This is a genomic window from Pseudomonas sp. TE3895 (assembly GCF_056278855.1).
In genome coordinates this window covers 5,791,767-5,815,063 of record NZ_JBWBQE010000001.1, presented here as the reverse complement: position 1 = coordinate 5,815,063, position 23,297 = coordinate 5,791,767, and the positions used below count along the sequence as shown (strand labels likewise).

At 61.7% G+C, this 23,297-nt stretch carries 19 protein-coding genes; 17 read left to right on the top strand and 2 right to left on the bottom strand.

The window, feature by feature from the left end; translation table 11 throughout:
* Positions 1-8: 8 nt before the first annotated feature.
* Both ACZ889_RS26305 and map read right to left on the bottom strand, forming a co-directional pair.
* Positions 9-2,711 carry a [protein-PII] uridylyltransferase gene (locus ACZ889_RS26305; RefSeq protein WP_476257963.1) on the bottom strand — a complete coding sequence of 901 codons (2,703 nt, stop codon included), beginning with the start codon at positions 2,709-2,711 and terminating at the stop codon, positions 9-11.
* 41 nt (positions 2,712-2,752) lie between these two features.
* Positions 2,753-3,535, bottom strand: coding sequence for a type I methionyl aminopeptidase (map, locus tag ACZ889_RS26300; protein ID WP_047604494.1), 783 nt, complete (start codon positions 3,533-3,535; stop codon positions 2,753-2,755).
* A 346-nt stretch (positions 3,536-3,881) separates the two neighbouring features.
* Here map and rpsB point away from each other — a divergent pair, with 346 nt between their 5' ends.
* The 17 genes from rpsB (at position 3,882) to ACZ889_RS26215 (ending at position 23,230) form a co-directional block, all read left to right on the top strand.
* Entirely contained in the window at positions 3,882-4,619 is a 738-nt protein-coding gene (rpsB, locus tag ACZ889_RS26295) for a 30S ribosomal protein S2 (RefSeq protein ID WP_003252287.1), read from the top strand.
* Between the two features lie 185 nt (positions 4,620-4,804).
* Positions 4,805-5,668 (top strand): translation elongation factor Ts, encoded by an 864-nt coding sequence (tsf, locus tag ACZ889_RS26290; RefSeq protein ID WP_010952674.1) that lies wholly within the window; start codon positions 4,805-4,807, stop codon positions 5,666-5,668.
* 181 nt (positions 5,669-5,849) lie between these two features.
* Positions 5,850-6,593 (top strand): UMP kinase, encoded by a 744-nt coding sequence (gene pyrH, locus ACZ889_RS26285; RefSeq protein WP_003252294.1) that lies wholly within the window; start codon positions 5,850-5,852, stop codon positions 6,591-6,593.
* Positions 6,590-7,147, top strand: a complete 558-nt coding sequence (gene frr, locus ACZ889_RS26280) for a ribosome recycling factor (protein WP_003252296.1) — start codon at positions 6,590-6,592, stop codon at positions 7,145-7,147. Before pyrH ends, frr begins: the two co-directional genes overlap by 4 nt.
* 15 nt (positions 7,148-7,162) lie before the next feature.
* Positions 7,163-7,918: a polyprenyl diphosphate synthase gene (gene uppS, locus ACZ889_RS26275; RefSeq protein ID WP_010952675.1), complete on the top strand. Its 756-nt coding sequence runs from the start codon at positions 7,163-7,165 to the stop codon at positions 7,916-7,918.
* On the top strand, positions 7,918-8,733 hold the full coding sequence (locus tag ACZ889_RS26270; RefSeq protein ID WP_476257962.1) for a phosphatidate cytidylyltransferase: 816 nt from the start codon (positions 7,918-7,920) through the stop codon (positions 8,731-8,733). The genes uppS and ACZ889_RS26270 overlap by 1 nt, the downstream gene beginning before the upstream one ends.
* A complete protein-coding gene (ispC, locus tag ACZ889_RS26265; protein ID WP_088513367.1) occupies positions 8,730-9,920 on the top strand; it encodes a 1-deoxy-D-xylulose-5-phosphate reductoisomerase in 1,191 nt (396 codons plus the stop codon). Before ACZ889_RS26270 ends, ispC begins: the two co-directional genes overlap by 4 nt.
* A gap of 71 nt (positions 9,921-9,991) precedes the next feature.
* Positions 9,992-11,344, top strand: a complete 1,353-nt coding sequence (gene rseP / locus ACZ889_RS26260) for an RIP metalloprotease RseP (protein ID WP_029615616.1) — start codon at positions 9,992-9,994, stop codon at positions 11,342-11,344.
* A gap of 73 nt (positions 11,345-11,417) precedes the next feature.
* Positions 11,418-13,778, top strand: a complete 2,361-nt coding sequence (gene bamA, locus ACZ889_RS26255; RefSeq protein ID WP_003252308.1) for an outer membrane protein assembly factor BamA — start codon at positions 11,418-11,420, stop codon at positions 13,776-13,778.
* Between the two features lie 44 nt (positions 13,779-13,822).
* Positions 13,823-14,326, top strand: coding sequence for an OmpH/Skp family outer membrane protein (locus ACZ889_RS26250; RefSeq protein ID WP_003252311.1), 504 nt, complete (start codon positions 13,823-13,825; stop codon positions 14,324-14,326).
* Between the two features lies 1 nt (position 14,327).
* Positions 14,328-15,383 carry a UDP-3-O-(3-hydroxymyristoyl)glucosamine N-acyltransferase gene (gene lpxD / locus ACZ889_RS26245; RefSeq protein ID WP_003252312.1) on the top strand — a complete coding sequence of 352 codons (1,056 nt, stop codon included), beginning with the start codon at positions 14,328-14,330 and terminating at the stop codon, positions 15,381-15,383.
* A 114-nt stretch (positions 15,384-15,497) separates the two neighbouring features.
* Positions 15,498-15,938, top strand: coding sequence for a 3-hydroxyacyl-ACP dehydratase FabZ (gene fabZ / locus ACZ889_RS26240; RefSeq protein ID WP_003252314.1), 441 nt, complete (start codon positions 15,498-15,500; stop codon positions 15,936-15,938).
* Entirely contained in the window at positions 15,935-16,711 is a 777-nt protein-coding gene (gene lpxA, locus ACZ889_RS26235; RefSeq protein ID WP_003252316.1) for an acyl-ACP--UDP-N-acetylglucosamine O-acyltransferase, read from the top strand. Before fabZ ends, lpxA begins: the two co-directional genes overlap by 4 nt.
* A 1-nt stretch (position 16,712) precedes the next feature.
* Positions 16,713-17,840, top strand: coding sequence for a lipid-A-disaccharide synthase (gene lpxB, locus ACZ889_RS26230; RefSeq protein ID WP_088513564.1), 1,128 nt, complete (start codon positions 16,713-16,715; stop codon positions 17,838-17,840).
* A gap of 1 nt (position 17,841) precedes the next feature.
* Entirely contained in the window at positions 17,842-18,465 is a 624-nt protein-coding gene (gene rnhB / locus ACZ889_RS26225) for a ribonuclease HII (RefSeq protein WP_003252319.1), read from the top strand.
* A 186-nt stretch (positions 18,466-18,651) separates the two neighbouring features.
* Positions 18,652-22,176 carry a DNA polymerase III subunit alpha gene (gene dnaE, locus ACZ889_RS26220; RefSeq protein ID WP_054888937.1) on the top strand — a complete coding sequence of 1,175 codons (3,525 nt, stop codon included), beginning with the start codon at positions 18,652-18,654 and terminating at the stop codon, positions 22,174-22,176.
* 106 nt (positions 22,177-22,282) lie between these two features.
* Positions 22,283-23,230, top strand: a complete 948-nt coding sequence (locus ACZ889_RS26215; protein ID WP_003252323.1) for an acetyl-CoA carboxylase carboxyltransferase subunit alpha — start codon at positions 22,283-22,285, stop codon at positions 23,228-23,230.
* Positions 23,231-23,297: the final 67 nt, after the last annotated feature.

The following is a 23,297-nucleotide window of genomic DNA, read 5'->3' as shown; positions in this document are numbered from 1 at the left end:
TCTAATCGTTAAAAGGTCACGCGGGTCTGGCTGGTGTCGCTACCTTGGCCGGCCTGCAGTTGCTGCACGATGGCTTCCTGCAGGCGCCTGCACAGCTGCGGGTCTGACAGCGGCTGGTTGTCGGCATCGGTAATGAAGAACACGTCTTCTACCCGCTCGCCGAGGGTGGCGATCTTGGCGTTTTGCAGTGACAGGTCGAACTCCAGGAAGATCCGCCCCAGCCGGGCCAGCAGGCCCGGGCGGTCTGGCGCGGTGATTTCGAGGATGGTCACCGGCCGCTGGGCATCGTTGAGGATGGTCACTTGCGGTGGGAAGTCGAAGTGCTTGAGCTGCCGCGGTACCCGGCGCTGGATGATGGTCGGGTAGTCCTCGGGGTTGCGCAGCGCTTCGGTCAGGCCATCGCGAATCTGCTTGACCCGCTGTGGGTTGTCGCCGATCGAGCCACCGTCGTTGTCCAGCACAATATAGGTGTCGAGGGTGAACTGGCTGCTCGACGTGATGATCCGTGCGTCGTGGATGTTCAGGTTCAACTGCGACATGGCCGCCACCGTCACGGCGAAGAAATCGTGCTGGTCGGGGGCATAGATGAAGATCTGCGTGCCGCCTTCGAACTCGCGCTGGGTGGTTTCCTTAATCAGCACCAGCGGCCCGCCATCGGCCGGTTGCTGCAGGATCGCATCCGTGTGCCAAGCCACGTCGGCGGCCGTGTGCTTGAGGAAATAGTCATCGCCCAGTTGCGCCCATAGCTGCTCGACGTCATCCGGGTCGGTGCCCTCGCGCACCAGGATATCCAGCGCTGAAGACTGGGTCTGGCGAATCTGCTCTTCACGGTCCAGCGGGTTTTCCAGGCCGCGGCGCAGGGCGCGCTTGGTTTCGGTGTACAGCTGGCGCAGCAGGCTGGCCCGCCAAGAATTCCACAGGCTGGGGTTGGTGGCGTTGATGTCGGCCACGGTCAGTACGTACAGGTAATCAAGGCGCGTCTCGTCGCCCACGTGCAGGGCAAAGTCGTTGATCACCTGCGGGTCGGACAAGTCCTTGCGCTGAGCGGTGGTCGACATCACCAGGTGGTTCTGCACCAGCCAGACGATCAGACGGCTGTCCCAGGCCGGCAACTGGTGCCGTTCGCAGAACTTCTGCGCGTCCACTGCACCGATTTCCGAGTGGTCGCCCTGGCGACCCTTGCCGATGTCGTGGTACAGGCCGGCCAGGTAGATCAGCTCGGGTTTGGGCAGGCGCCCCATGAGCTTGCTGGCCAGCGGGAATTTCTCGGACACCGGCGTGTATTGCAGCTTGCGCAGGTGCTTGATGAGGTTGAGGGTATGCGCGTCGACCGTATAGATGTGGAACAGGTCATGCTGCATCTGCCCGACGATCAGGCCGAACTCTGGCAGGTAACGGCCAAGAATGCCGTAGCGGTTCATCCGGCGCAGGTTGCGGTGGATGCCGATTTCGCACTTGAACAGCTCGATGAACAGGCTGGTATTGCGGATATCGGTGCGGAACGTGTCGTCGATCAGGTGGCGGTGTTCGCGCAGCAGGCGCACGGTATCGGCACGCACGCCCTTGATCTCGGGGTGTTGGGCCATCAGCACGAAGATTTCCAGCATGGCGAATGGCGTGCGCTTGAACACGTTCGGATGGGCGGCCTCGATGTAGCCGTCATGCAGGCGGAACCGCGCGTTCAGCGGCTGGGTGCTGCCACTTTCCTCATCGGCGAGGATAACCTCTTCGAAGTGCTGGATGATCAGGTCGCACAGCTGGCTGATGCTCATCACCACCCGGTAGTACTGCTGCATGAACTGTTCGATCGCCCGCTTGGGGTTTTCATCGCTGTAGCCCAGCAGCGTGGCGATGCTGCGCTGGTGGTCGAACAGCAGGCGGTCTTCGGCGCGTCCGGCCAGCATGTGCAGGGCATAACGGACTTTCCAGAGGAAGTCCTGGGACGAAGCCAGCAGTTCATTCTCGCTTTCCAGCAAGAAGCCTTCGCCGGCCAGTGCATGCAGGTTGAGCGTCCCGTACTGGCGGCGGGCCACCCAAAGGACCGTCTGGATGTCACGCAGGCCACCTGGCGAACCCTTGACGTTGGGTTCGAGGTTGTACTCCGTGTCGTTGTACTTGTGGTGGCGGGCCTTGAGTTCGGCGCGCTTGGCCAGGAAGAACTCCTTGCTCGGCCACATGTGCGCGGTGCTGGTGACTTCCAGCATGCGCTGGCGCAAGGCCTCGGGGCCGGCGATGGTGCGGCTTTCCATCAGGTTGGTGATCACCGTCAGGTCGGCGCGGGCCTGTTCGGCGCACTCGTCGACGGTGCGCACGCTCTGGCCGACTTCCAGGCCAATGTCCCACAGCAAGGTCAGAAAGCGCTCGATGGCGTCGCGGTACTGCTCGTGCTCGGCAGCGCCCAGCAGAATCAGCAGGTCGATGTCCGAATGCGGGTGCAGTTCACCGCGCCCGTAGCCGCCCACCGCAACCAGGGCGATGCCGCTCTGGTCGCCCCAGTCGAACTGGTTCCACGCCTGTTGCAGGATATTGTCGACGAGCCAGGCGCGGGCCTCGATCAGCGGGCGGATGTCGCTGCCGGCGCGAAAACGTTTGTCGAGCACCTCGCCGGCCAGGCGGATGGCTTTCTTGAAGGCGGCGATGGGGCTCGCCTTGAGGGCCAGTTCCGCCTGGAACTGGCCACGGTCGAACAGCTCGGGGTCCACCTGGGGCATCGCGTCACGTTCCTGTCGTGGGGTGGCCTGTCGGGGTGCGGTCAGGCCGAAGTGCGCGGGATGGTGTCGTCCTTGCGCAGGGTGAAGATCTCGTAGCCAGTCGCGGTCACCACCAAAGTGTGTTCCCACTGGGCCGAGAGCTTGCGGTCCTTGGTGATGGCGGTCCAGCCGTCGCCCAGCACCTTGGTGTCGGCCTTGCCCTGGTTGATCATCGGCTCGATGGTGAAGGTCATGCCTTCCTTCAGCTCCATGCCCGTGCCAGCGCGGCCATAGTGGAGGATCTGCGGCTCTTCGTGGAACACCTTGCCGATGCCATGACCGCAGAACTCGCGCACTACCGAGAAACCGTTCTTTTCCGCGTGCTTCTGGATCACTTCACCGATGTCGCCCAGGCGGCAGCCCGGCTTGACCAGCTCGATGGCCTTGTACATGCATTCCTGGGTGACCTTGGACAGGCGCTCGGCCCAGACCGGCACGTTACCGACGTGGAACATGCGGCTGGTGTCGCCGTGGTAGCCGTCCTTGATCACGGTGACGTCGATATTGAGCGTGTCACCGTCCTTGAGCGGCTTTTCGTTGGGGATGCCGTGGCAGACCACATGGTTGATGGAGGTGCAGATCGACTTCGGGTAGCCCTTGTAGTTGAGCGGTGCCGGGATGGCCTGCTGGACGTTGACGATATAATCGTGGCACAGGCGGTCGAGCTCTTCGGTGGTGACACCGGGCTTGACGTGTTCTTCGATCATTTCCAGCACTTCGGCGGCCAGGCGGCCAGCGATGCGCATCTTCTCGATGTCTTCTGCGGTCTTGATGGTGACGGTCATTACAGGCTCTCTACGGCGCCGTGCACGGCGCGAACAAACGGGAAAGGCCGGATTCTAGCAGAGCAGGGCGCCGATCGGTCGGGATAAAGGCGGCCATGCTGTTGTCTACAGCTGGCATTCTGGCGCGAAAGCCGGGGTGCTGCAAAAAGTGCTGACAGACGCAACAGTATCCGGGTTCCGTTCGCTCGCGGTCTGTGGTATAAAATGCGCCGCTTTCGGGGACGACCCCGTCAGCACTTAACCCACACACGTGTCGACACGATGACCTGGGTGCCCCGAGTTGCAGAATTCGCGGGTTGGTCATTGGGATACGTGGAGGCCCAACCCGACTTATCAAGGAACTATCATGTCCCAAGTCAACATGCGCGATATGCTGAAGGCCGGTGTGCACTTCGGCCACCAGACCCGTTACTGGAACCCGAAAATGGGCAAGTACATTTTCGGCGCGCGTAACAAGATCCACATCGTCAACCTGGAAAAAACCCTGCCAATGTTCAACGACGCTCTGTCGTTCGTAGAACGCCTGGCCCAGGGCAAGAACAAGATCCTGTTCGTCGGCACCAAGCGTTCCGCCGGCAAGATCGTCGCCGAGCAAGCAGCTCGTTGCGGTTCGCCGTACGTTGACCACCGTTGGTTGGGCGGCATGCTGACCAACTACAAGACCATCCGCGCTTCGATCAAGCGTCTGCGCGACCTGGAAACCCAGGCCGAAGACGGCACTTTCGCCAAGCTGACCAAGAAAGAAGCCCTGATGCGCTCCCGCGACCTGGAAAAACTGGATCGCAGCCTGGGCGGCATCAAGGACATGGGCGGTCTGCCAGACGCTCTGTTCGTTATCGACGTTGATCACGAGCGCATCGCGATCACCGAAGCCAACAAGCTGGGTATCCCGGTTATCGGCGTTGTCGATACCAACAGCAGCCCGGAAGGTGTTGACTACATCATCCCAGGTAACGATGACGCCATTCGCGCTATCGAGCTGTACATGACTTCGATGGCTGACGCAGTCATCCGCGGCCGCAACAACGTTGCCGGCGGCACCGAAGTTTACGCTGAAGAAGCGGCTGCACCTGCTGCTGAGTAATAGGCGCTAGCGTCTACTTGGCACGCAAAAAGGGGGCTTTGCCCCCTTTTTGCCACCTTGAAATCCTGCTGTCAGCATCGGCCCCGCATCATGGGCCTGCTGAAATGAAAACAGCGGATTTGCAGAATTGAACGCCCGTGATTGACGGGTGGAATGGTTGAAAAACTTTCCAAGAGGATTTTGAAATGGCAGCAATTACTGCAGCGCTGGTAAAAGAACTGCGCGAGCGTACCGGCGAAGGCATGATGGATTGCAAAAAGGCCCTGGAAAAGGCCGGCGGCGACATCGAGAAAGCCATTGACGACATGCGTGCCTCGGGCGCCATCAAGGCCGCCAAAAAGGCTGGCAACGTCGCTGCTGAAGGCGCTATCGCCGTCAAGACCGACGGTACATCCGCCGTCCTGCTGGAAGTGAACTCGCAGACCGACTTCCTGGCCCTGCAAGACGACTTCAAGAACTTCGTGGCCGAAAGCCTCGAAGAAGCCTTCGCCCAGAAGCTGACCGACGCCGCTCCGCTGATCGCCTCGCGTGAAGCTGCTCGTGAAGCCCTGGTTGCCAAGTGCGGCGAGAACGTCAACATCCGTCGCCTGGTGCGCGTTGAGGGTGACGTTGTCGGTGCCTACCTGCACGGCAACAAGATCGGCGCTGTCGTCGTTCTGAAAGGCGGTGACGTGGAGCTGGCGAAGAACATCGCCATGCACGTTGCGGCTTCGAACCCTGAGTTCCTGGATTCGTCGGAAATCTCCGCCGAGGCCATCGAGCGCGAGAAGAATGTCTTCCTGCAGCTGAACGCCGACAAGATCGCCGGCAAGCCGGAAAACATCGTTGAGAACATGATCAACGGTCGTATCACCAAGTTCAAAGCCGAAGCCTCGCTGAAAGAGCAAGCCTTCGTCATGAACCCGGAAATCAAGGTTGGCGAGCTGGCCAAGAAAGCCGGTGCTGAAATCGTTTCCTTCACCTACTTCAAAGTAGGCGAAGGCATCGAGAAGCCAGTCGACGACTTCGCTGCTGAAGTTGCCGCTCAGGTCGCTGCTGCCAAGCAGTAAGACAGCCCCGTCTGTCGCCCCAAAGAGGCTGCCCGCTCACGCGCGCAGCCTCTTTGTCAAAACGGGGAGGGGTTTATACGACTCCCTCTTCGCTGGCACCGAAGCGGTGCCACGCTACAGTTAGCAGGCTGCAAACAGCCCGCACGAATTTTCTAAAAGTACGCCGCAGGAGAGACTCGCAATGGCTCAGCAGGTGAGTGGTCGCCAACCTCGCTATAAACGCATTTTGCTCAAACTTAGCGGCGAGGCCCTGATGGGCTCGGAAGACTTCGGGATCGACCCGAAAGTGCTGGATCGCATGGCGCTTGAAGTTGGCCAGTTGGTAGGGATCGGCGTCCAGGTCGGCCTGGTGATCGGTGGTGGCAACCTGTTCCGCGGCGCCGCGCTCAGCGCGGCCGGCATGGATCGCGTCACGGGTGACCACATGGGGATGCTGGCTACCGTGATGAACGGCCTGGCCATGCGCGATGCGCTGGAGCGCTCGAACATCCCGGCCCTGGTCATGTCGGCCATTTCCATGGTGGGTGTCACCGATCATTACGATCGCCGCAAAGCTATTCGTCACCTCAACTCCGGGGATGTGGTAATTTTCTCCGCCGGTACCGGCAACCCGTTCTTCACCACCGACTCCGCGGCCTGCCTGCGCGCCATCGAAATCGATGCTGACGTGGTGCTGAAGGCGACCAAGGTCGATGGCGTGTACACTGCCGATCCATTCAAGGACCCGCATGCCGAGAAATTCGATCACCTGACCTACGATGAGGTTCTGGATCGCAAGCTGGGTGTGATGGACCTGACCGCAATCTGCCTGTGCCGTGACCACAAGATGCCATTGCGGGTATTCAACATGAACAAGCCTGGCGCCCTGCTGAACATCGTGGTGGGTGGCGCTGAAGGCACACTGATCGAGGAAGGCCAAGCATGATCAACGACATCAAGAAAGACGCGCAGGAGCGCATGGGCAAGTCCATCGAAGCCCTGTCCCGCAACCTGGCTGCAATCCGCACCGGTCGCGCTCACCCAAGCATCCTGGACAGCGTCAAGGTTACCGCCTGGGGCAGCGAAATGCCGCTGAACCAGGTCGCCGCGATCACCGTCGAAGATGCCCGCACCCTGAAGATCGTCGCTCACGACAAGAACCTCAGCGCTGCCATCGAAAAGGCCATCCTCACCTCCGATCTGGGCCTTAACCCGTCCAGCGCCGGTACCACCATCCGTGTGCCGATGCCGGCCCTGACCGAGGAAACCCGCAAGGGCTACACCAAGCAGGCCAGCGGTGTTGCCGAGGATGCCAAGGTGGCCGTGCGCAACGTGCGCCGCGACGCCCTGGCTGACCTGAAAAAGCTGACCAAGGACAAGGAAATCAGCGAAGACGAAGAGCGTCGCGCCGCGGACGAGATCCAGAAGCTGACCGACAAGTTCGTCGCCGAAGTGGATGCTGCCTTCAAAGCCAAGGAAAAGGACCTGATGGCCGTCTAAGGCCGGGGTTTTTTAATGGAAAAGACCAAGCCAGCGGCGCCGTCCTCGGTGCCGCGTCATGTCGCGATCATCATGGATGGCAACAACCGCTGGGCGAAAAAACGCCTGCTGCCCGGCGTGGCCGGGCACAAGGCGGGTGTGGATGCCGTTCGCGCGGTCATCGAAGTCTGTGCCAAGTCCGGGGTCGAGGTACTGACCCTGTTCGCCTTCTCCAGCGAGAACTGGCAGCGCCCTGCCGAAGAGGTCGGTGCGCTGATGGAGCTGTTCTTCTCGGCGCTGCGCCGTGAGGCCAAGCGCCTTGACGAGAACAATATCAGCCTGCGCATCATCGGTGACCGTTCGCGTTTCCATCCTGAGCTGCAGGCCGCCATGCGCGAGGCCGAGGCAGTGACCGCTGGCAACAACCGCTTCATTCTGCAGATAGCAGCCAACTACGGTGGCCAGTGGGACATCGCCCAGGCTGCCCAGCGGCTGGCGCGGGAAGTGCAAGCCGGGCACCTGCGCCCGGAAGACATCACCCCGGGTCTGCTGCAGACCTGCCTGGCAACCGGCGACCTGCCGTTACCGGACCTGTGCATTCGCACCGGTGGCGAGCACCGCATCAGCAATTTCCTGTTGTGGCAGCTGGCCTATGCCGAGTTGTACTTCTCCGACCTCTACTGGCCGGACTTCAAACACGAGGCCATGCGCAATGCCCTGGCCGATTTCGCTTCGCGCCAGCGCCGCTTCGGTAAGACCAGCGAGCAGGTCGAGGCTGGAGCTCGTGCTTAATGCTTAAACAACGCATCATTACTGCGCTGATCCTGCTGCCGGTCGCGCTGGGTGGTTTCTTCCTGCTCAATGGCGGGGATTTCGCCCTGTTCATCGGCTTCGTAGTGACCCTCGGTGCCTGGGAGTGGGCGCGCCTGGCCGGGCTGATGGCCCAGCCGCTGCGCATTGCCTATGCAGCGGTGGTCGCGGGGGCGCTGATGCTGCTGTACATCCTTCCGGAACTGGCGCCCTGGGTACTGGGCGCTGCGGTGATCTGGTGGGGGCTGGCCACCTGGCTGGTGCTTACCTACCCGCGCAGCAGCGACCTGTGGGCCAGTGCTGCCTGTCGGTTGCTGATCGGCCTGCTGGTGTTGCTGCCGGCCTGGCAAGGGTTGGTGCTGCTCAAGCACTGGCCCCTGGGCAACTGGCTGATCCTGTCCGTCATGGTGCTGGTGTGGGTCGCCGACATCGGTGCGTACTTCTCTGGCCGGGCATTCGGCAAGCGCAAGCTGGCTCCGCAGGTCAGTCCGGGCAAGAGCTGGGAAGGCGTGTACGGTGGCCTGGCGGTCAGCCTGTTGATTACCCTGGGTGTCGGCATCAGCCGCGACTGGGGCTTTGGTCAGATCCTGCTGGGCCTGTTGGGCGCTGCGTTGCTGGTGATGTCCTCGGTGGTCGGTGACCTGACCGAGAGCATGTTCAAGCGTCGCTCCGGTATCAAGGACAGCAGCAATCTGTTGCCCGGGCATGGGGGTGTGCTCGATCGCATTGACAGCCTGACTGCGGCAATCCCGATCTTCGCCGTGCTGTTGTGGGCTGCCGAATGGGGTGTGATGTGAGTCGCCCGCAGCGTATTACCGTACTCGGGGCCACCGGCTCCATTGGCCTGAGCACGCTGGATGTGATTGCGCGTCATCCTGACCGTTATCAAGCGTTTGCCCTCACTGGCTATTCGCGCATCGACGAGCTGTTGGCCTTATGTGTGCGTCATCGCCCGGCATTCGCTGTGGTGCCGAGCACTGAGGCGGCGGTGAGGTTGCGTGCGGGTCTGGCTGCCGCCGGCTGCACCACCGAGGTGCTGGAAGGTGAGGCCGGGCTTTGCCAAGTGGCGTCGGCCGCTGAAGTGGATGCAGTGATGGCAGCCATTGTCGGTGCTGCCGGCCTGCGCCCCACGCTGGCGGCAGTCGAGGCAGGCAAGAAGGTGTTGCTGGCCAACAAGGAAGCACTTGTGATGTCGGGCGCACTGTTCATGGAGGCGGTGCGGCAAAAGGGTGCCGTGCTGCTGCCGATCGACAGCGAACATAACGCTATCTTCCAGTGCATGCCAGGCGACTACGCCCGTGGCCTGAGTGCCGTCGGTGTGCGCCGGATCCTGCTTACCGCGTCCGGCGGGCCGTTCCGCGAAACGCCGGTCGAGGCGCTGCTGGACGTGACTCCGGAGCAAGCCTGTGCGCACCCCAACTGGTCCATGGGGCGCAAGATCTCCGTGGATTCGGCCAGCATGATGAACAAAGGCCTCGAGTTGATCGAAGCCTGCTGGTTGTTCGATGCCGTGCCGTCCAAGGTTGAGGTGGTGGTGCACCCGCAGAGCGTGATTCACTCGCTGGTCGACTACGTGGACGGTTCGGTACTCGCGCAGTTGGGCAACCCGGACATGCGTACGCCGATCGCCAACGCGTTGGCCTGGCCGGAACGGATCGATTCCGGGGTTGCCCCTCTGGACCTGTTCGCCATCGCCCGTCTGGATTTCCAGGCGCCCGACGAACAACGCTTCCCTTGCCTGCGCCTTGCGCGGCAGGCTGCCGAGGCCGGCAACAGCGCGCCTGCCGTGCTCAATGCGGCCAACGAAGTCGCGGTCCAGGCATTTCTTGAACGGCGCATCCGCTTCCCGGAGATCGCGGGTATGATCGAACAGGTACTCGACCAGGAACCCGTCGTACCGCTGCCGTCGCTGGATGCGGTATTTGCCGCCGATCAGCGTGCCCGGGAGCTTTCCCGTGAGTGGCTGAGGCGTCACGGCCGCTGATGCAGGCCCGCCAAGGTTCGTGAGGGGGCTGGGCAGGATGCCGGCCCGCTGAACATCATTCGGAGATGGACATGACAGCGCTCTACATGATTATCGGCACCCTCGTGGCGTTGGGTGTGCTGGTCACTTTCCACGAATTCGGGCACTTCTGGGTGGCGCGCCGCTGCGGCGTCAAGGTGCTGCGTTTCTCGGTGGGTTTCGGCACGCCGCTGCTGCGGTGGCATGACCGCCACGGCACCGAGTTCGTTGTTGCGGCCATTCCTCTGGGTGGCTACGTCAAGATGCTCGACGAGCGCGAAGGCGATGTGCCGCCGGCGCTGGCCGGGCAGTCGTTCAACCGCAAGTCGGTGCGCCAGCGTATTGCGATTGTCGCGGCAGGCCCTATCGCCAATTTTCTGCTGGCTATCCTGTTTTTCTGGGTGCTGGCGATGCTGGGTACCCAGCAAGTCCGCCCGGTTATCGGCGCGGTCGACAGTGGCAGCCTGGCAGCATCTGCAGGGCTGACCGCAGGTCAGGAAATCGTTTCTGTAGATGGCAAGCCGACCAACGGTTGGTCGGCGGTCAATTTGCAGCTGGTTCGTCGTCTGGGCGAGAGCGGTACCTTGCAGATTGGCGTGCGCGATGAGGGCGCCAGCGCCGAGCGCCAGCTGCAGGTCAAGCTGGACAGTTGGCTCAAGGGCGCCGACGAGCCGGACCCGATTCAATCCCTGGGGCTGCGCCCTTGGCGCCCGGCGATCACCCCGGTGCTGGCCGAGATCGATCCGAAGGGGCCGGCTGCCGCTGCGGGCCTGAAAACCGGTGACAAGCTGCTGGCTCTGGATGATGTGGCAGTGACCGAATGGCAGCAGGTAGTCGACCGCGTGCGCGCCCGTCCGGATGCCAAGGTCATGGTGCGAGTGGAGCGCGACGGCGCTGCCCTGGAGCTGCCGGTGACCTTGGCCCGCAAGGGGGAGGGCAAGGCAGTCGGTGGCTATCTTGGCGCTGGTGTCAAAGGTGGCGAATGGCCTGCCAACATGCTCCGCGAAATCAGCTACGGCCCGCTGGATGCGGTGGGTGAGAGCTTGTCGCGTACCTGGAACATGAGCGTCCTGACCCTTGAATCGCTGAAGAAAATGCTGTTCGGGGAGCTCTCGGTAAAAAACTTGAGTGGACCGATAACCATTGCTAAAGTGGCGGGCGCTTCAGCCCAGTCCGGCGTGGGGGATTTCCTGAATTTCCTGGCCTACCTGAGCATAAGCCTGGGGGTTCTTAACCTGCTGCCCATTCCAGTACTGGACGGGGGGCATTTGCTGTTTTACCTGGTCGAGTGGGCGCGCGGTCGTCCGCTGTCGGATCGGGTGCAAGGTTGGGGGGTTCAGATCGGTATCAGTTTGGTCATAGGGGTGATGTTGCTCGCCCTGATCAACGATCTGGGTCGACTATAAAGCTTCGCTCAATTGCGAACCTGCCGTTCTTAGACGGCAGGTTGTTTATTGCCAGTTGGAATAAAAGGACTTCATGAAACGTCTGCTGCTAACTGCGGTCATGTCCGCACTGATGATCGCTGAAGTTCACGCCGAGTCCTTCACCATCTCCGATATTCGCGTCAACGGCCTGCAGCGGGTTTCCGCTGGCAGTGTGTTCGGTGCCTTGCCGCTGAACGTTGGCGACCAGGCCGACGACCGCCGCCTGGTGGACTCGACTCGTTCCCTGTTCAAGACCGGGTTCTTCCAGGACATCCAGTTGAGCCGCGATGGCAATGTGCTGATCATCAACGTGGTCGAGCGCCCGTCGGTGTCGAGCATCGAGATTGAAGGCAACAAGGCGATCAGCACCGAAGACCTGATGAAGGGCCTGAAACAATCGGGCCTGGCCGAAGGCGAGATCTTCCAGCGTGCCACCCTCGAAGGTGTGCGTAACGAGCTGCAGCGCCAGTACGTGGCCCAGGGGCGCTACTCGGCCGAGGTCGACGCCGAAGTGGTGCCGCAGCCGCGCAACCGTGTGGCGCTGAAGATCAAGATCAACGAAGGCACCGTCGCCGCCATCCAGCACATCAACATCGTTGGCAACAACGTATTCGATGATGAGACCCTGGGGCAGCTGTTCGAGCTGAAGACCACCAACTGGCTGTCGTTCTTCAAGAACGACGACAAGTACGCCCGTGAAAAACTCTCCGGTGACCTGGAGCGCCTGCGTTCCTACTACCTGGACCGCGGCTACATCAACATGGACATCGCCTCCACCCAGGTGTCCATCACGCCGGACAAGAAGCACGTCTACATCACCGTCAACATCAACGAAGGCGAGAAATACACCGTTCGCGACGTGAAGCTGTCCGGTGACCTCAAGGTGCCGGAAGACCAGGTCAAGTCGCTGCTGCTGGTGCAGCCGGGGCAGGTATTCTCGCGCAAGGTGATGACCACCACGTCCGAGCTGATCACCCGCCGCCTGGGTAACGAAGGCTACACCTTCGCCAACGTCAACGGCGTGCCGCAACCAAACGATCAGGACCACACGGTCGACATCATGTTCGTGGTCGACCCGGGCAAGCGTGCCTACGTCAACCGCATCAACTACCGCGGCAACACCAAGACCGAAGACGAAGTGCTGCGTCGCGAAATGCGCCAGATGGAAGGCGGCTGGGCGTCGACCTACCTGATCGACCAGTCCAAGACCCGCCTGGAGCGCCTGGGCTTCTTCAAGGAAGTCAACGTCGAGACCCCGCAGGTGCCTGGCACCGACGACCAGGTCGACGTCAACTACAGCGTCGAAGAGCAGGCCTCCGGCTCGATCACCGCCAGCGTCGGTTTCGCCCAGAGCGCCGGCCTGATCCTGGGTGGTTCGATCAGCCAGAGCAACTTCCTCGGTACCGGTAACAAGGTATCCATCGGCCTGACCCGTTCGGAATACCAGACCCGTTACAACTTCGGCTTCGTTGATCCCTACTTCACCGCCGATGGCGTCAGCCTGGGCTACAACGCCTTCTACCGCAGCACCGATTACGACGACCTCGACGTCGACGTTGCCAGCTATGCGGTGGACAGCTACGGTGCCGGCGTCAGCCTGGGCTACCCGATCAGCGAAACCTCGCGCCTGACCTACGGCCTGAGCGTGCAGCAGGACAAGATCAAGACCGGCAAATACACCGTTGACGAGATCTTCGACTTCCTCGAGCAGGAAGGTGACAACTTCCTGAACTTCAAGGCCTCGATCGGCTGGTCCGAGTCGACCCTGAACAAAGGCGTACTGGCCACCCGTGGTCACTCGCAAAGCCTGACCCTGGAGTCCACCGTTCCGGGCAGCGACCTGTCGTTCTTCAAGCTTGACTACCGTGGCCAGCTGTTCAAGCCGATCACCAGCGACTACACCCTGCGCCTGCATACCGAGCTGGGCTATGGTGATGGTTACGGCAGCACCTCCGGCCTGCCGTTCTACGAGAACTATTTCGCGGGTGGTTTCAACTCCGTCCGTGGCTTCAAGGACAGCAGCCTGGGCCCGCGCAGTACCCCGAGCATCGGCGAGGCCGCAGGTGGCAAGCCAGGCACCATCGCCGACCCGGATCAGGATCCGTTGCCGTTTGGTGGTAACGTGCTGGTGCAAGGCGGTGCCGAACTGCTGTTCCCGCTGCCGTTCGTCAAGGACCAGCGTTCACTGCGCACCTCTGTGTTCTGGGACGTGGGTAACGTGTTCGACACCAATTGCGGCAACAAACCTGATTGCGAGAAGGTCGGGTTCTCGGGCATGGCCAGTTCGGTCGGCCTGGGCGTGACCTGGATTACCGCACTGGGCCCGCTGAGCTTCAGCCTGGCAATGCCGGTCAAGAAGCCGGACGATGCCGATACCCAGGTGTTCCAATTCTCTCTGGGCCAGACCTTCTAAGGTCGGCCCTTGCTTAATGACAACGGTTTATCCAGGAGTGCATCGTGCGTAAATTGGCTCAATTGGCCGTAGTGGCCGCGGCGCTGGTCGCCACCCCGGCTTTCGCCGAAATGAAGGTTGCCGTCCTGAACTACCAGATGGCCCTGCTCGAGTCGGATGCCGCCAAGAAGTATGCGGTTGATGCCGAGAAGAAATTCGGTCCGCAACTGACCAAGCTGAAAAGCCTGGAAAGCAGTGCCAAGGGCATCCAGGACCGCCTGATCAAGGGCGGCGACAAGATGCAGCAGCAGGAGCGTGAGCGCCTGGAGCTCGAGTTCAAGCAAAAGGCCCGCGATTTCCAGTTCCAGTCCAAGGAACTGAACGAAGCCAAGGCCGTTGCTGATCGCGACATGCTCAAGCAACTGAAGCCGAAGCTGGATGGTGCTGTCGAGGAAGTGATCAAGAAGGGCGGCTACGACCTGGTCCTCGAGCGTGGTGCGGTCATCGATGTCAAACCTCAGTACGACATCACCCGCCAAGTCATCGAGCGCATGAACCAAGCCCGTTGATATGAGTGTGACCATGACGCTAGGCCAGCTGGCCGAGGTACTCGGAGCTACCCTCAAGGGGCCCGAGGCGCTGCAGATTACCGGGTTGGCCACCTTGCAAGAGGCTGGCCCGACGCAGTTGAGCTTCCTCGCCAACCCGCAGTACCGCAAGTACCTGGATAACAGCCAGGCCGGCGCGGTGCTGCTCAAGGCTGCGGATGCCGAAAGCTTTGCCGGCAATACCCTGGTCGTGGCGGACCCGTACCTGGCTTACGCGCGGATTTCCCACCTGTTCGATCCCAAACCCAAGGCTGAGGCGGGAATACATCCCAGCGCCGTGGTGGCGGAAGATGCCCAGGTGGACGCCAGCGCCAGCATCGGGCCGTTCGCGGTCATCGAAAGTGGTGCGCGCATCGGCGCCAACGTCAGCATCGGCGCACACTGCTTCATCGGTGCCCGCTGTGTGGTCGGTGAAGGTGGTTGGCTGGCACCGCGGGTCACGCTGTATCACGACGTGACCATCGGTAAGCGTGTGGTCATCCAGTCGGGTGCCGTGATCGGCGGCGAGGGCTTCGGCTTTGCCAACGAGAAGGGCATCTGGCGCAAGATTGCGCAGATCGGCGGCGTCACCATTGGTGATGACGTGGAGATCGGCGTCAATACTGCTGTCGACCGTGGCGCGCTGTCCGACACTCGGATCGGCGACGGGGTCAAGCTGGATAACCAGATCCAGATCGCTCACAACGTGCAGATCGGTGATCACACTGCCATGGCCGCTTGCGTCGGGATCTCCGGCAGCACGCGCATCGGCAAGCACTGCATGCTGGCCGGTGGCGTGGGGCTGGTTGGGCACATCGATATTTGCGATAACGTTTTCGTTTCCGGAATGACCATGGTTACCCGTTCGATCACTGAACCGGGTTCCTATTCTTCCGGCACTGCCATGCAGCCGCTGGCTGACTGGCGCAAGAGCGCCGCGCGTATCCGCCACCTGGACGACATGGCCAAGCGTCTCCAGCAGCTGGAAAAACGCGTCGATACCGTGACCTCAGGTGGCCTGCCGACATCAGAAGGCTGATACCATTCCCTGAGCAAGAGTGAACAGTCGCTAGCTGGCTCCTCTTTGGATTGCAAAAGGAGCGTGTGGTCAGCACCTGCGCTCCCTATTCTTATTACAGGCTTCCCCACCGAAATGATGGACATCAACGAGATTCGCGAATACCTGCCTCACCGCTACCCGTTTCTGCTGGTAGACCGTGTGACGGATCTGGACTTCGAGGCCCAGAGCATTCGTGCCTACAAGAATGTCAGCATCAATGAGCCGTTTTTCAATGGCCACTTCCCGGCACACCCGATCATGCCGGGTGTCCTGATCATCGAAGCCATGGCCCAGGCGGCCGGCATCCTTGGTTTCAAGATGCTCGATGCCAAGCCGGCCGATGGCACCCTGTACTACTTTGTCGGTTCCGACAAACTGCGTTTCCGTCAGCCGGTTCTGCCGGGTGACCAGCTTGTGCTGGAAGCCAAGTTCCTCAGCCGTAAAAGCATGATCTGGAAGTTCGAGTGCCGCGCCCTTGTCGATGGCAAGCCGGTCTGCTCGGCAGAAATCACCTGCGCGGAACGCTCCCTATGAATTCGATTGATCCTCGGGCCATTATCGATCCGTCGGCCAAGCTGGCCGACGGCGTCGAGGTCGGCCCTTGGTCGATCGTTGGCCCTGATGTAGAAATCGGGGAGGGCACCGTTATCGGCCCGCATGTTGTGCTCAAAGGCCCGACCCGCATCGGCAAGCACAACCGTATCTTTCAGTTTTCCTCGATCGGTGAAGACACCCCGGACCTTAAGTACAAGGGTGAGCCGACGCGCCTGGTGATCGGCGATCACAATGTGATTCGCGAAGGGGTGACCATCCACCGCGGTACTGTTCAGGACCGCTCGGAAACCACCGTGGGTGACCATAACCTGATCATGGCCTATGCCCACATTGGCCACGACAGTGTCATCGGCAACCACTGCATCCTGGTCAACAACACGGCGTTGGCAGGTCATGTACATGTGGGTGACTGGGCGATCCTGTCCGGTTACACCCTGGTTCACCAGTACTGCCATATTGGCGCCCACGCGTTTTCCGGCATGGGCACGGCCATTGGCAAGGACGTTCCGGCCTTCGTTACCGTATTCGGCAGCCCCGCCGAAGCCCGCAGCATGAACTTCGAGGGCATGCGCCGCCGCGGTTTCAGCGACGAGGTGATCCATGTGCTGCGTCGTTGCTACAAGATTGTCTACCGTCAGGGCCTGACCGTCGAAGACGCGCTCAAGGAGCTGGCCGAACCGGCCACGCAACACCCTGAGGTCGAGCTGTTCCGTCAGTCGATCCTGAGCTCCGCTCGCGGCATCACGCGCTGATATGGCCCAGCTTTGCGTAGCGCTGGTCGCGGGTGAGGCCAGTGGCGATATTCTTGGTTCAGGCTTGATGCGTGCCCTCAAGGCACGCCACCCCGACGTGCGGTTCATCGGGGTTGGCGGCCCTTTGATGGAGGCCGAGGGCCTGCAATCCTATTTCCCCATGGAGCGCCTGGCCGTCATGGGGCTGGTCGAGGTACTGGGGCGTCTGCGCGAGCTGCTCAAGCGCCGCAAGCTGCTGATCCAGACCCTGATCGAAGAAAAACCCGACGTATTCATCGGCATCGACGCCCCTGACTTCACCCTCAACATCGAGCTGAAGCTGCGCCAGGCCGGGATCAAGACCGTGCACTATGTCAGCCCGTCAGTGTGGGCCTGGCGGCAAAAGCGGGTGCTGAAGATCCGCGAAGGCTGCGACCTGATGCTGACGCTGCTGCCGTTCGAGGCGCGGTTCTACGAAGAGCAGGGTGTGCCAGTGCGTTTTGTTGGCCACCCGCTGGCAGACACCATCCCGCTTGAATCCGACCGCCCGGCCGCGCGCGCCGCGCTGGGCCTGGGCGAGGGGCCGGTGGTGGCATTGATGCCGGGCAGTCGGGGCGGCGAAGTAGGGCGCCTGGGCGCGTTGTTCCTCGACGCCGCCGAGCGCCTTTGCCAACAAGTGCCGGGTGTGCGCTTCGTGTTGCCCTGCGCCAACGCCACGCGGCGCGCCCAGATCGAACAGATGCTTGAAGGGCGCCAACTGCCGCTGACCCTGCTCGATGGCCAGTCGCACCAAGCCTTGGCAGCCTGTGACGCGGTGCTGATCGCCTCGGGTACCGCCACCCTCGAGGCGCTGCTGTACAAGCGGCCGATGGTGGTGGCGTACCGTCTGGCACCTTTGACTTTCTGGATTCTCAAGCGTCTGGTGAAAAGCCCTTACGTGTCATTGCCGAACCTGCTGGCCCAGCGAGAGCTGGTGCCCGAGTTGCTGCAGGACGACGCTACCAGTGAAGCGCTGGCCAACACCCTGGCGCCGCTGGTGCGCGATGGAAGCCAGCAGACCGAACGTTTCGACGAAATTCACCGCACCCTGCGCCGTGACGCCTCCAATCAGGCGGCCGAGGCGGTACTGGCCCTGCTCAAGGACCGCTGACATGCAAATTGGACTGGACTTCAACCTGGTAGAAGACCTGGTCGCCGGCGTTGACGAAGTGGGTCGTGGCCCGTTGTGCGGCGCGGTGGTAACGGCGGCCGTGATTCTTGATCCCGCGCGGCCGATTCTCGGTCTGAACGATTCGAAGAAACTCACCGAAGCCAGGCGTGAGGCGCTGTTCGACGAGATCTGCGAAAAGGCCTTGAGCTTCTGCATCGCCCGTGCCGAGGTCGAGGAAATTGACAGCCTGAACATCCTGCAGGCCACCATGCTGGCCATGCAGCGGGCAGTGGAGGGCTTGCACATTACGCCAAAGCTGGCCCTGATCGACGGCAATCGCTGCCCGAAACTGGCGGTGCCGGCAGCACCGGTGGTCAAGGGGGATAGCCAGGTGCCGGCCATTGCGGCGGCATCGATCCTGGCCAAGGTGACCCGTGATCGGGAGATGAGTGCGTTCGAACTGATCTACCCGGGTTACGGCATTGGCGGGCACAAGGGCTACCCGACCCCGGTGCATCTCGAGGCGTTGGCGCGCCTTGGGCCTACGCCCATTCATCGGCGTTCCTTCGCCCCGGTGCGGGCTGCTTGGGAAGCGCGCGAAGGCGTCACCGATTCCCTTATCTGACCTATTGGGGCCGCTTTGCGGCCCTTCGCGGGCACGCCCGCTCCCACAGGATTCATCGGTCTGAGTAGCGGGGCCGTACCTGTGGGAGCGGGCGTGCCCGCGAAGGGCTGCAAAGCAGCCCCAAAAAAAGCCCCTAGTTAGGCTACAATCCCGCCCTTGTCGTTAAGCTCTGCTACAGGATCTTCCATGTCGGTTCCCTTCGTTCACCTGCGCGTCCATTCCGAATTCTCGCTGGTCGACGGCCTGGTGCGGATCAAACCGCTGGCCAAGGCGCTGACCGGGATGAACATGCCGGCGGTCGCGATCACCGATCAGAGCAACATGTGCTCGCTGGTGAAGTTCTACAAGACGGCCATGGGCGCCGGCATCAAACCGATCTGCGGTGCCGACCTGTGGCTGGCCGGTGCCGACCCGGAAGCCCCGCTGTCGCGCATCTGCTTCCTGGCCATGGACCCCAAGGGCTATCGCAACCTCACCGAACTGATCTCGCGCGGCTGGACCGATGGCCAGCGCAACGGCCTGGTCATCCTCCAGCGTGAATGGATCGCCCCGGCCAGCGAGGGCCTGATTGCCCTGTCCGCGGGCAAGGAAGGCGACATTGGCATGGCGCTGCTGGCGGGTCGGCAAGACGAAGCCGAAGTGCTTCTTCAAGACTGGATGGGCATGTTCCCCGAGCGCTTCTACGTTGAAGTGCAGCGCACCAATCGCGCACGCGACGAAGAATACGTGCACGCGGCGGTGGCATTGGCCGACAAGCTTGGCGCCCCGCTGGTGGCTACCAACGACGTACGTTTCATCAAGCAGACGGACTTTGACGCCCACGAAACCCGCGTCTGTATCGGTGAGGGCTGGACCCTCGATGACCCGCGCCGTCCGCGTTGCTACAGCGACCAGCAGTACCTGAAGTCGGCCGAGGAAATGGCCGAGCTCTTCAGCGACCTGCCCGACGCCATCGCCAACACCGTCGAAATTGCCAAGCGCTGCAACATCCAGGTACAGCTGGGCAAGTACTTCCTGCCTGACTTCCCCACGCCCAACGGCATGGGCATCGACGACTACCTGCGGCATGTGTCCCACGAAGGCCTGGAAGAGCGCCTGGCCGTGCTGTGGCCGAAAGAGACCACGCCCAATTATGAAGAAAAGCGTCAGGTTTACCTGGACCGCCTGAAGTTCGAGCTGGACATCATCATCCAGATGGGCTTCCCCGGTTACTTCCTGATTGTTATGGACTTCATCAAGTGGGCCAAGAACAACGACGTACCGGTTGGCCCGGGCCGCGGTTCGGGTGCTGGCTCGCTGGTGGCCTATGTACTGAAGATCACCGATCTCGACCCGCTGGCCTATGACCTGCTGTTCGAGCGCTTCCTCAACCCTGAACGTATTTCCATGCCCGACTTCGACGTCGACTTCTGCATGGACGGCCGTGACCGGGTGATCGACTACGTGGCCGAGGCCTACGGCCGTAATGCGGTGAGCCAGATCATCACCTTCGGTACCATGGCCGCCAAGGCGGTGGTGCGTGACGTGGCGCGGGTGCAAGGCAAATCCTATGGCCTGGCCGACCGCCTGTCGAAGATGATCCCCTTCGAAGTGGGCATGACCCTGGAGAAGGCCTACGAGCAGGAAGAAATCCTGCGTGACTTCCTCAAGGGCGACGAAGACGCCCGTGAAATCTGGGACATGGCCCTGAAGCTGGAGGGTGTGACCCGGGGTACCGGCAAGCACGCCGGTGGTGTGGTTATCGCACCGACCAAGCTCACCGACTTTTCGCCGATCGCCTGTGATGAAGAGGGTGGTGGCCTGGTAACCCAGTTCGACAAGGATGACGTCGAGGCCGCCGGCCTGGTGAAGTTCGACTTCCTCGGCCTGCGTACCTTGACCATCATCAAGTGGGCGATGGAGATCATCAACCGCGAGCAGGCCAAGAAGAACCTGCCCGACCTCAACATCGACTTCATCCCGCTGGACGACCGCAAGACCTACGAGCTGCTGCAGAAGGCCGAAACCACGGCGGTGTTCCAGCTGGAATCGCGCGGCATGAAGGAGCTGATCAAGAAGCTCAAGCCCGACTGCCTGGAAGACCTGATCGCACTGGTTGCGTTGTTCCGCCCGGGCCCGCTGCAATCGGGCATGGTGGACGACTTCATCAACCGCAAGCACGGCCGCGCCGAGCTGGCCTACCCGCACTCCGACTACCAGTACGAAGGCCTCAAGCCGGTACTGGCGCCAACCTACGGCATCATCCTGTACCAGGAACAGGTGATGCAGATCGCCCAGGTGATGGCAGGTTATACCCTGGGTGGCGCCGACATGCTGCGCCGGGCCATGGGTAAGAAAAAGCCCGAGGAAATGGCCAAGCAGCGCGGTGGTTTCATCGAAGGTTGCGTAGCCAACAATATCGATGCGGACCTCGCCGGTAACATCTTCGACCTGGTAGAGAAGTTCGCGGGCTACGGCTTCAACAAATCCCACTCCGCCGCCTATGGCCTGGTGTCGTACCAGACCGCCTGGCTGAAAACCCACTACCCGGCGCCGTTCATGGCCGCGGTCCTGTCGGCGGATATGCACAACACCGACAAGGTGGTGGTGCTGGTGGAGGAGGTGCGCAGCATGAAGCTGCGCCTCGACGCGCCGGATGTGAACTTCTCGGACTTCAAGTTCACCGTCAACAACGACGGCCGTATCGTCTACGGCCTTGGTGCCATCAAGGGTGTCGGCGAAGGCCCGGTGGAGGCGATTGTCGAGGCCCGTGCCCAAGGCGGTCCCTTCAAGGACCTGTTCGATTTCTGTGAACGCATCGACCTCAAACGGGTCAACAAACGTACCCTTGATGCGCTGGTGCGCAGTGGCGCGCTGGACCGCCTTGGCCCGCACTTCCATGACGAGATCAAGGCCTACCACGCCAACATCGACATCAACCGGGCAACCTTGCTGTCGGCGCTGGGCGAGGCCATCAAGGCAGCCGAGCAGGCCGCACACACCGCTGACAGTGGTCATGTCGACCTGTTCGGCAGCATGTTCGACGCGGCAGATGTCGATGTGTATGCCAACCACCGCAAGGTGCGCGAGCTCACCCTCAAGGAGCGTCTGAAGGGGGAGAAGGACACCCTTGGCCTGTACCTCACCGGCCACCCGATCGACGAGTACGAGACCGAGATCCGTCGCTTCGCCCGCCAGCGCATCGTCGACCTCAAGCCGTCGCGCGAAACCCAGACCATCGCGGGCATGATCATTGCGCTGCGGGTGATGAAGAACAAGAAGGGCGACAAGATGGGCTTCGTCACCCTGGATGACCGTTCCGGGCGGATCGAGGCATCGCTGTTTGCCGATGCCTTCATGGCGGCACAGTCCTTGCTGCAGACCGATGCGATGGTGGTGGTGGAAGGCGAGGTCAGCAATGACGACTTCTCCGGGGGCTTGCGCCTGCGGGTGAAGCAGGTGATGACCATGGAAGACGCACGCACCAAGCTGGCCGAGAGCCTGCGCCTGAAGGTGGCGCATGACGCACTGAAGGGCGACCGGCTGAAGTGGCTGGGCGAGCTGATCACCCGCCATCGCGGTGCCTGCCCGATCACGCTGGAGTACACCGGCAGCGACGCCAAGGCCATGCTGCAGTTTGGCGAGCAGTGGGCGATCGATCCGGCCGATGGGCTGATTCAGGCGCTGCGTGACCAGTTCGGGCGTGAGAACGTCTTCCTGCAATATCGTTGAACCGACAAAAATTTAATCTCGACCTGAATGCGCCTGATCCCTTAAGGTATGGCGCCAAACGGATCAACCGGCCGGCCGCCTGGCCGTAGACCCAAGACGGATGACTATGAACCCGAATTTCCTCGACTTCGAACAGCCGATTGCCGACCTGCAAGCCAAGATCGAAGGCCTGCGCCTGGTGGGCAACGACAACTCGCTGAACATCAGCGATGAAATTGCCCGTCTGCAAGACAAGAGCAACACCCTGACCGAAAGCATCTTCGGCAACCTGACCAGCTGGCAGATCGCCCGCCTGGCCCGTCACCCGCGTCGTCCATACACCTTGGACTACCTGGAGCACATCTTCACCGAGTTCGAAGAGCTGCACGGGGACCGTCACTTCTCTGACGACGCCGCCATCGTGGGTGGTACTGCGCGTCTGGACGGCAAGCCGGTCATGGTCATTGGCCACCAGAAGGGCCGTGAAGTGCGCGAGAAAGTGCGTCGCAACTTCGGCATGCCGCGCCCGGAAGGCTACCGCAAGGCCTGTCGCCTGATGGAAATGGCCGAACGCTTCAAGATGCCGATCCTGACCTTCATCGACACGCCGGGCGCCTACCCGGGCATCGACGCCGAAGAGCGCAACCAGAGTGAAGCCATCGCCTGGAACCTGCGGGTCATGGCACGCCTGAAAACCCCGATCATCGCTACCGTGATCGGTGAGGGTGGTTCCGGTGGGGCACTGGCCATTGGCGTGTGCGACCAACTGAACATGCTGCAGTACTCCACCTACTCGGTTATCTCGCCGGAAGGCTGTGCTTCGATTCTGTGGAAAACGGCCGATAAAGCAGCAGACGCGGCCGAGGCCATGGGCATCACCGCCGAGCGTCTGAAGAGCCTGAACATTGTCGACAAGGTCATCCAGGAGCCGCTGGGCGGCGCCCACCGTGACCCGGCCAAGATGTCCGAAAGCATCCGTGCCGATCTGGTGCAGCAGCTGGACATGCTCGGCAAGTTCGACAACGATGCGCTGCTGGCCCGTCGTTACGAGCGCCTGATGAGCTACGGCCTCTGATTCTGATTTGCCCCGGGGCCGTTTTACGGCCCTTGTGATTGATGGCACCGGCTTCGCCGGTGTTCGC

What these genes read in the sequence shown, in the direction of transcription:
- ACZ889_RS26305 (WP_476257963.1), bottom strand. Translation starts at nt 2,711, where the DNA reads ATGCCCCAGGTGGACCCCGAGCTGTTCGACCGTGGCCAGTTCCAGGCG.
- map (WP_047604494.1), bottom strand. Translation starts at nt 3,535, where the DNA reads ATGACCGTCACCATCAAGACCGCAGAAGACATCGAGAAGATGCGCATC.
- rpsB (WP_003252287.1), top strand. Translation starts at nt 3,882, where the DNA reads ATGTCCCAAGTCAACATGCGCGATATGCTGAAGGCCGGTGTGCACTTC.
- tsf (WP_010952674.1), top strand. Translation starts at nt 4,805, where the DNA reads ATGGCAGCAATTACTGCAGCGCTGGTAAAAGAACTGCGCGAGCGTACC.
- pyrH (WP_003252294.1), top strand. Translation starts at nt 5,850, where the DNA reads ATGGCTCAGCAGGTGAGTGGTCGCCAACCTCGCTATAAACGCATTTTG.
- frr (WP_003252296.1), top strand. Translation starts at nt 6,590, where the DNA reads ATGATCAACGACATCAAGAAAGACGCGCAGGAGCGCATGGGCAAGTCC.
- uppS (WP_010952675.1), top strand. Translation starts at nt 7,163, where the DNA reads ATGGAAAAGACCAAGCCAGCGGCGCCGTCCTCGGTGCCGCGTCATGTC.
- ACZ889_RS26270 (WP_476257962.1), top strand. Translation starts at nt 7,918, where the DNA reads ATGCTTAAACAACGCATCATTACTGCGCTGATCCTGCTGCCGGTCGCG.
- rseP (WP_029615616.1), top strand. Translation starts at nt 9,992, where the DNA reads ATGACAGCGCTCTACATGATTATCGGCACCCTCGTGGCGTTGGGTGTG.
- bamA (WP_003252308.1), top strand. Translation starts at nt 11,418, where the DNA reads ATGAAACGTCTGCTGCTAACTGCGGTCATGTCCGCACTGATGATCGCT.
- lpxD (WP_003252312.1), top strand. Translation starts at nt 14,328, where the DNA reads ATGAGTGTGACCATGACGCTAGGCCAGCTGGCCGAGGTACTCGGAGCT.
- fabZ (WP_003252314.1), top strand. Translation starts at nt 15,498, where the DNA reads ATGATGGACATCAACGAGATTCGCGAATACCTGCCTCACCGCTACCCG.
- lpxA (WP_003252316.1), top strand. Translation starts at nt 15,935, where the DNA reads ATGAATTCGATTGATCCTCGGGCCATTATCGATCCGTCGGCCAAGCTG.
- lpxB (WP_088513564.1), top strand. Translation starts at nt 16,713, where the DNA reads ATGGCCCAGCTTTGCGTAGCGCTGGTCGCGGGTGAGGCCAGTGGCGAT.
- rnhB (WP_003252319.1), top strand. Translation starts at nt 17,842, where the DNA reads ATGCAAATTGGACTGGACTTCAACCTGGTAGAAGACCTGGTCGCCGGC.
- dnaE (WP_054888937.1), top strand. Translation starts at nt 18,652, where the DNA reads ATGTCGGTTCCCTTCGTTCACCTGCGCGTCCATTCCGAATTCTCGCTG.
- ACZ889_RS26215 (WP_003252323.1), top strand. Translation starts at nt 22,283, where the DNA reads ATGAACCCGAATTTCCTCGACTTCGAACAGCCGATTGCCGACCTGCAA.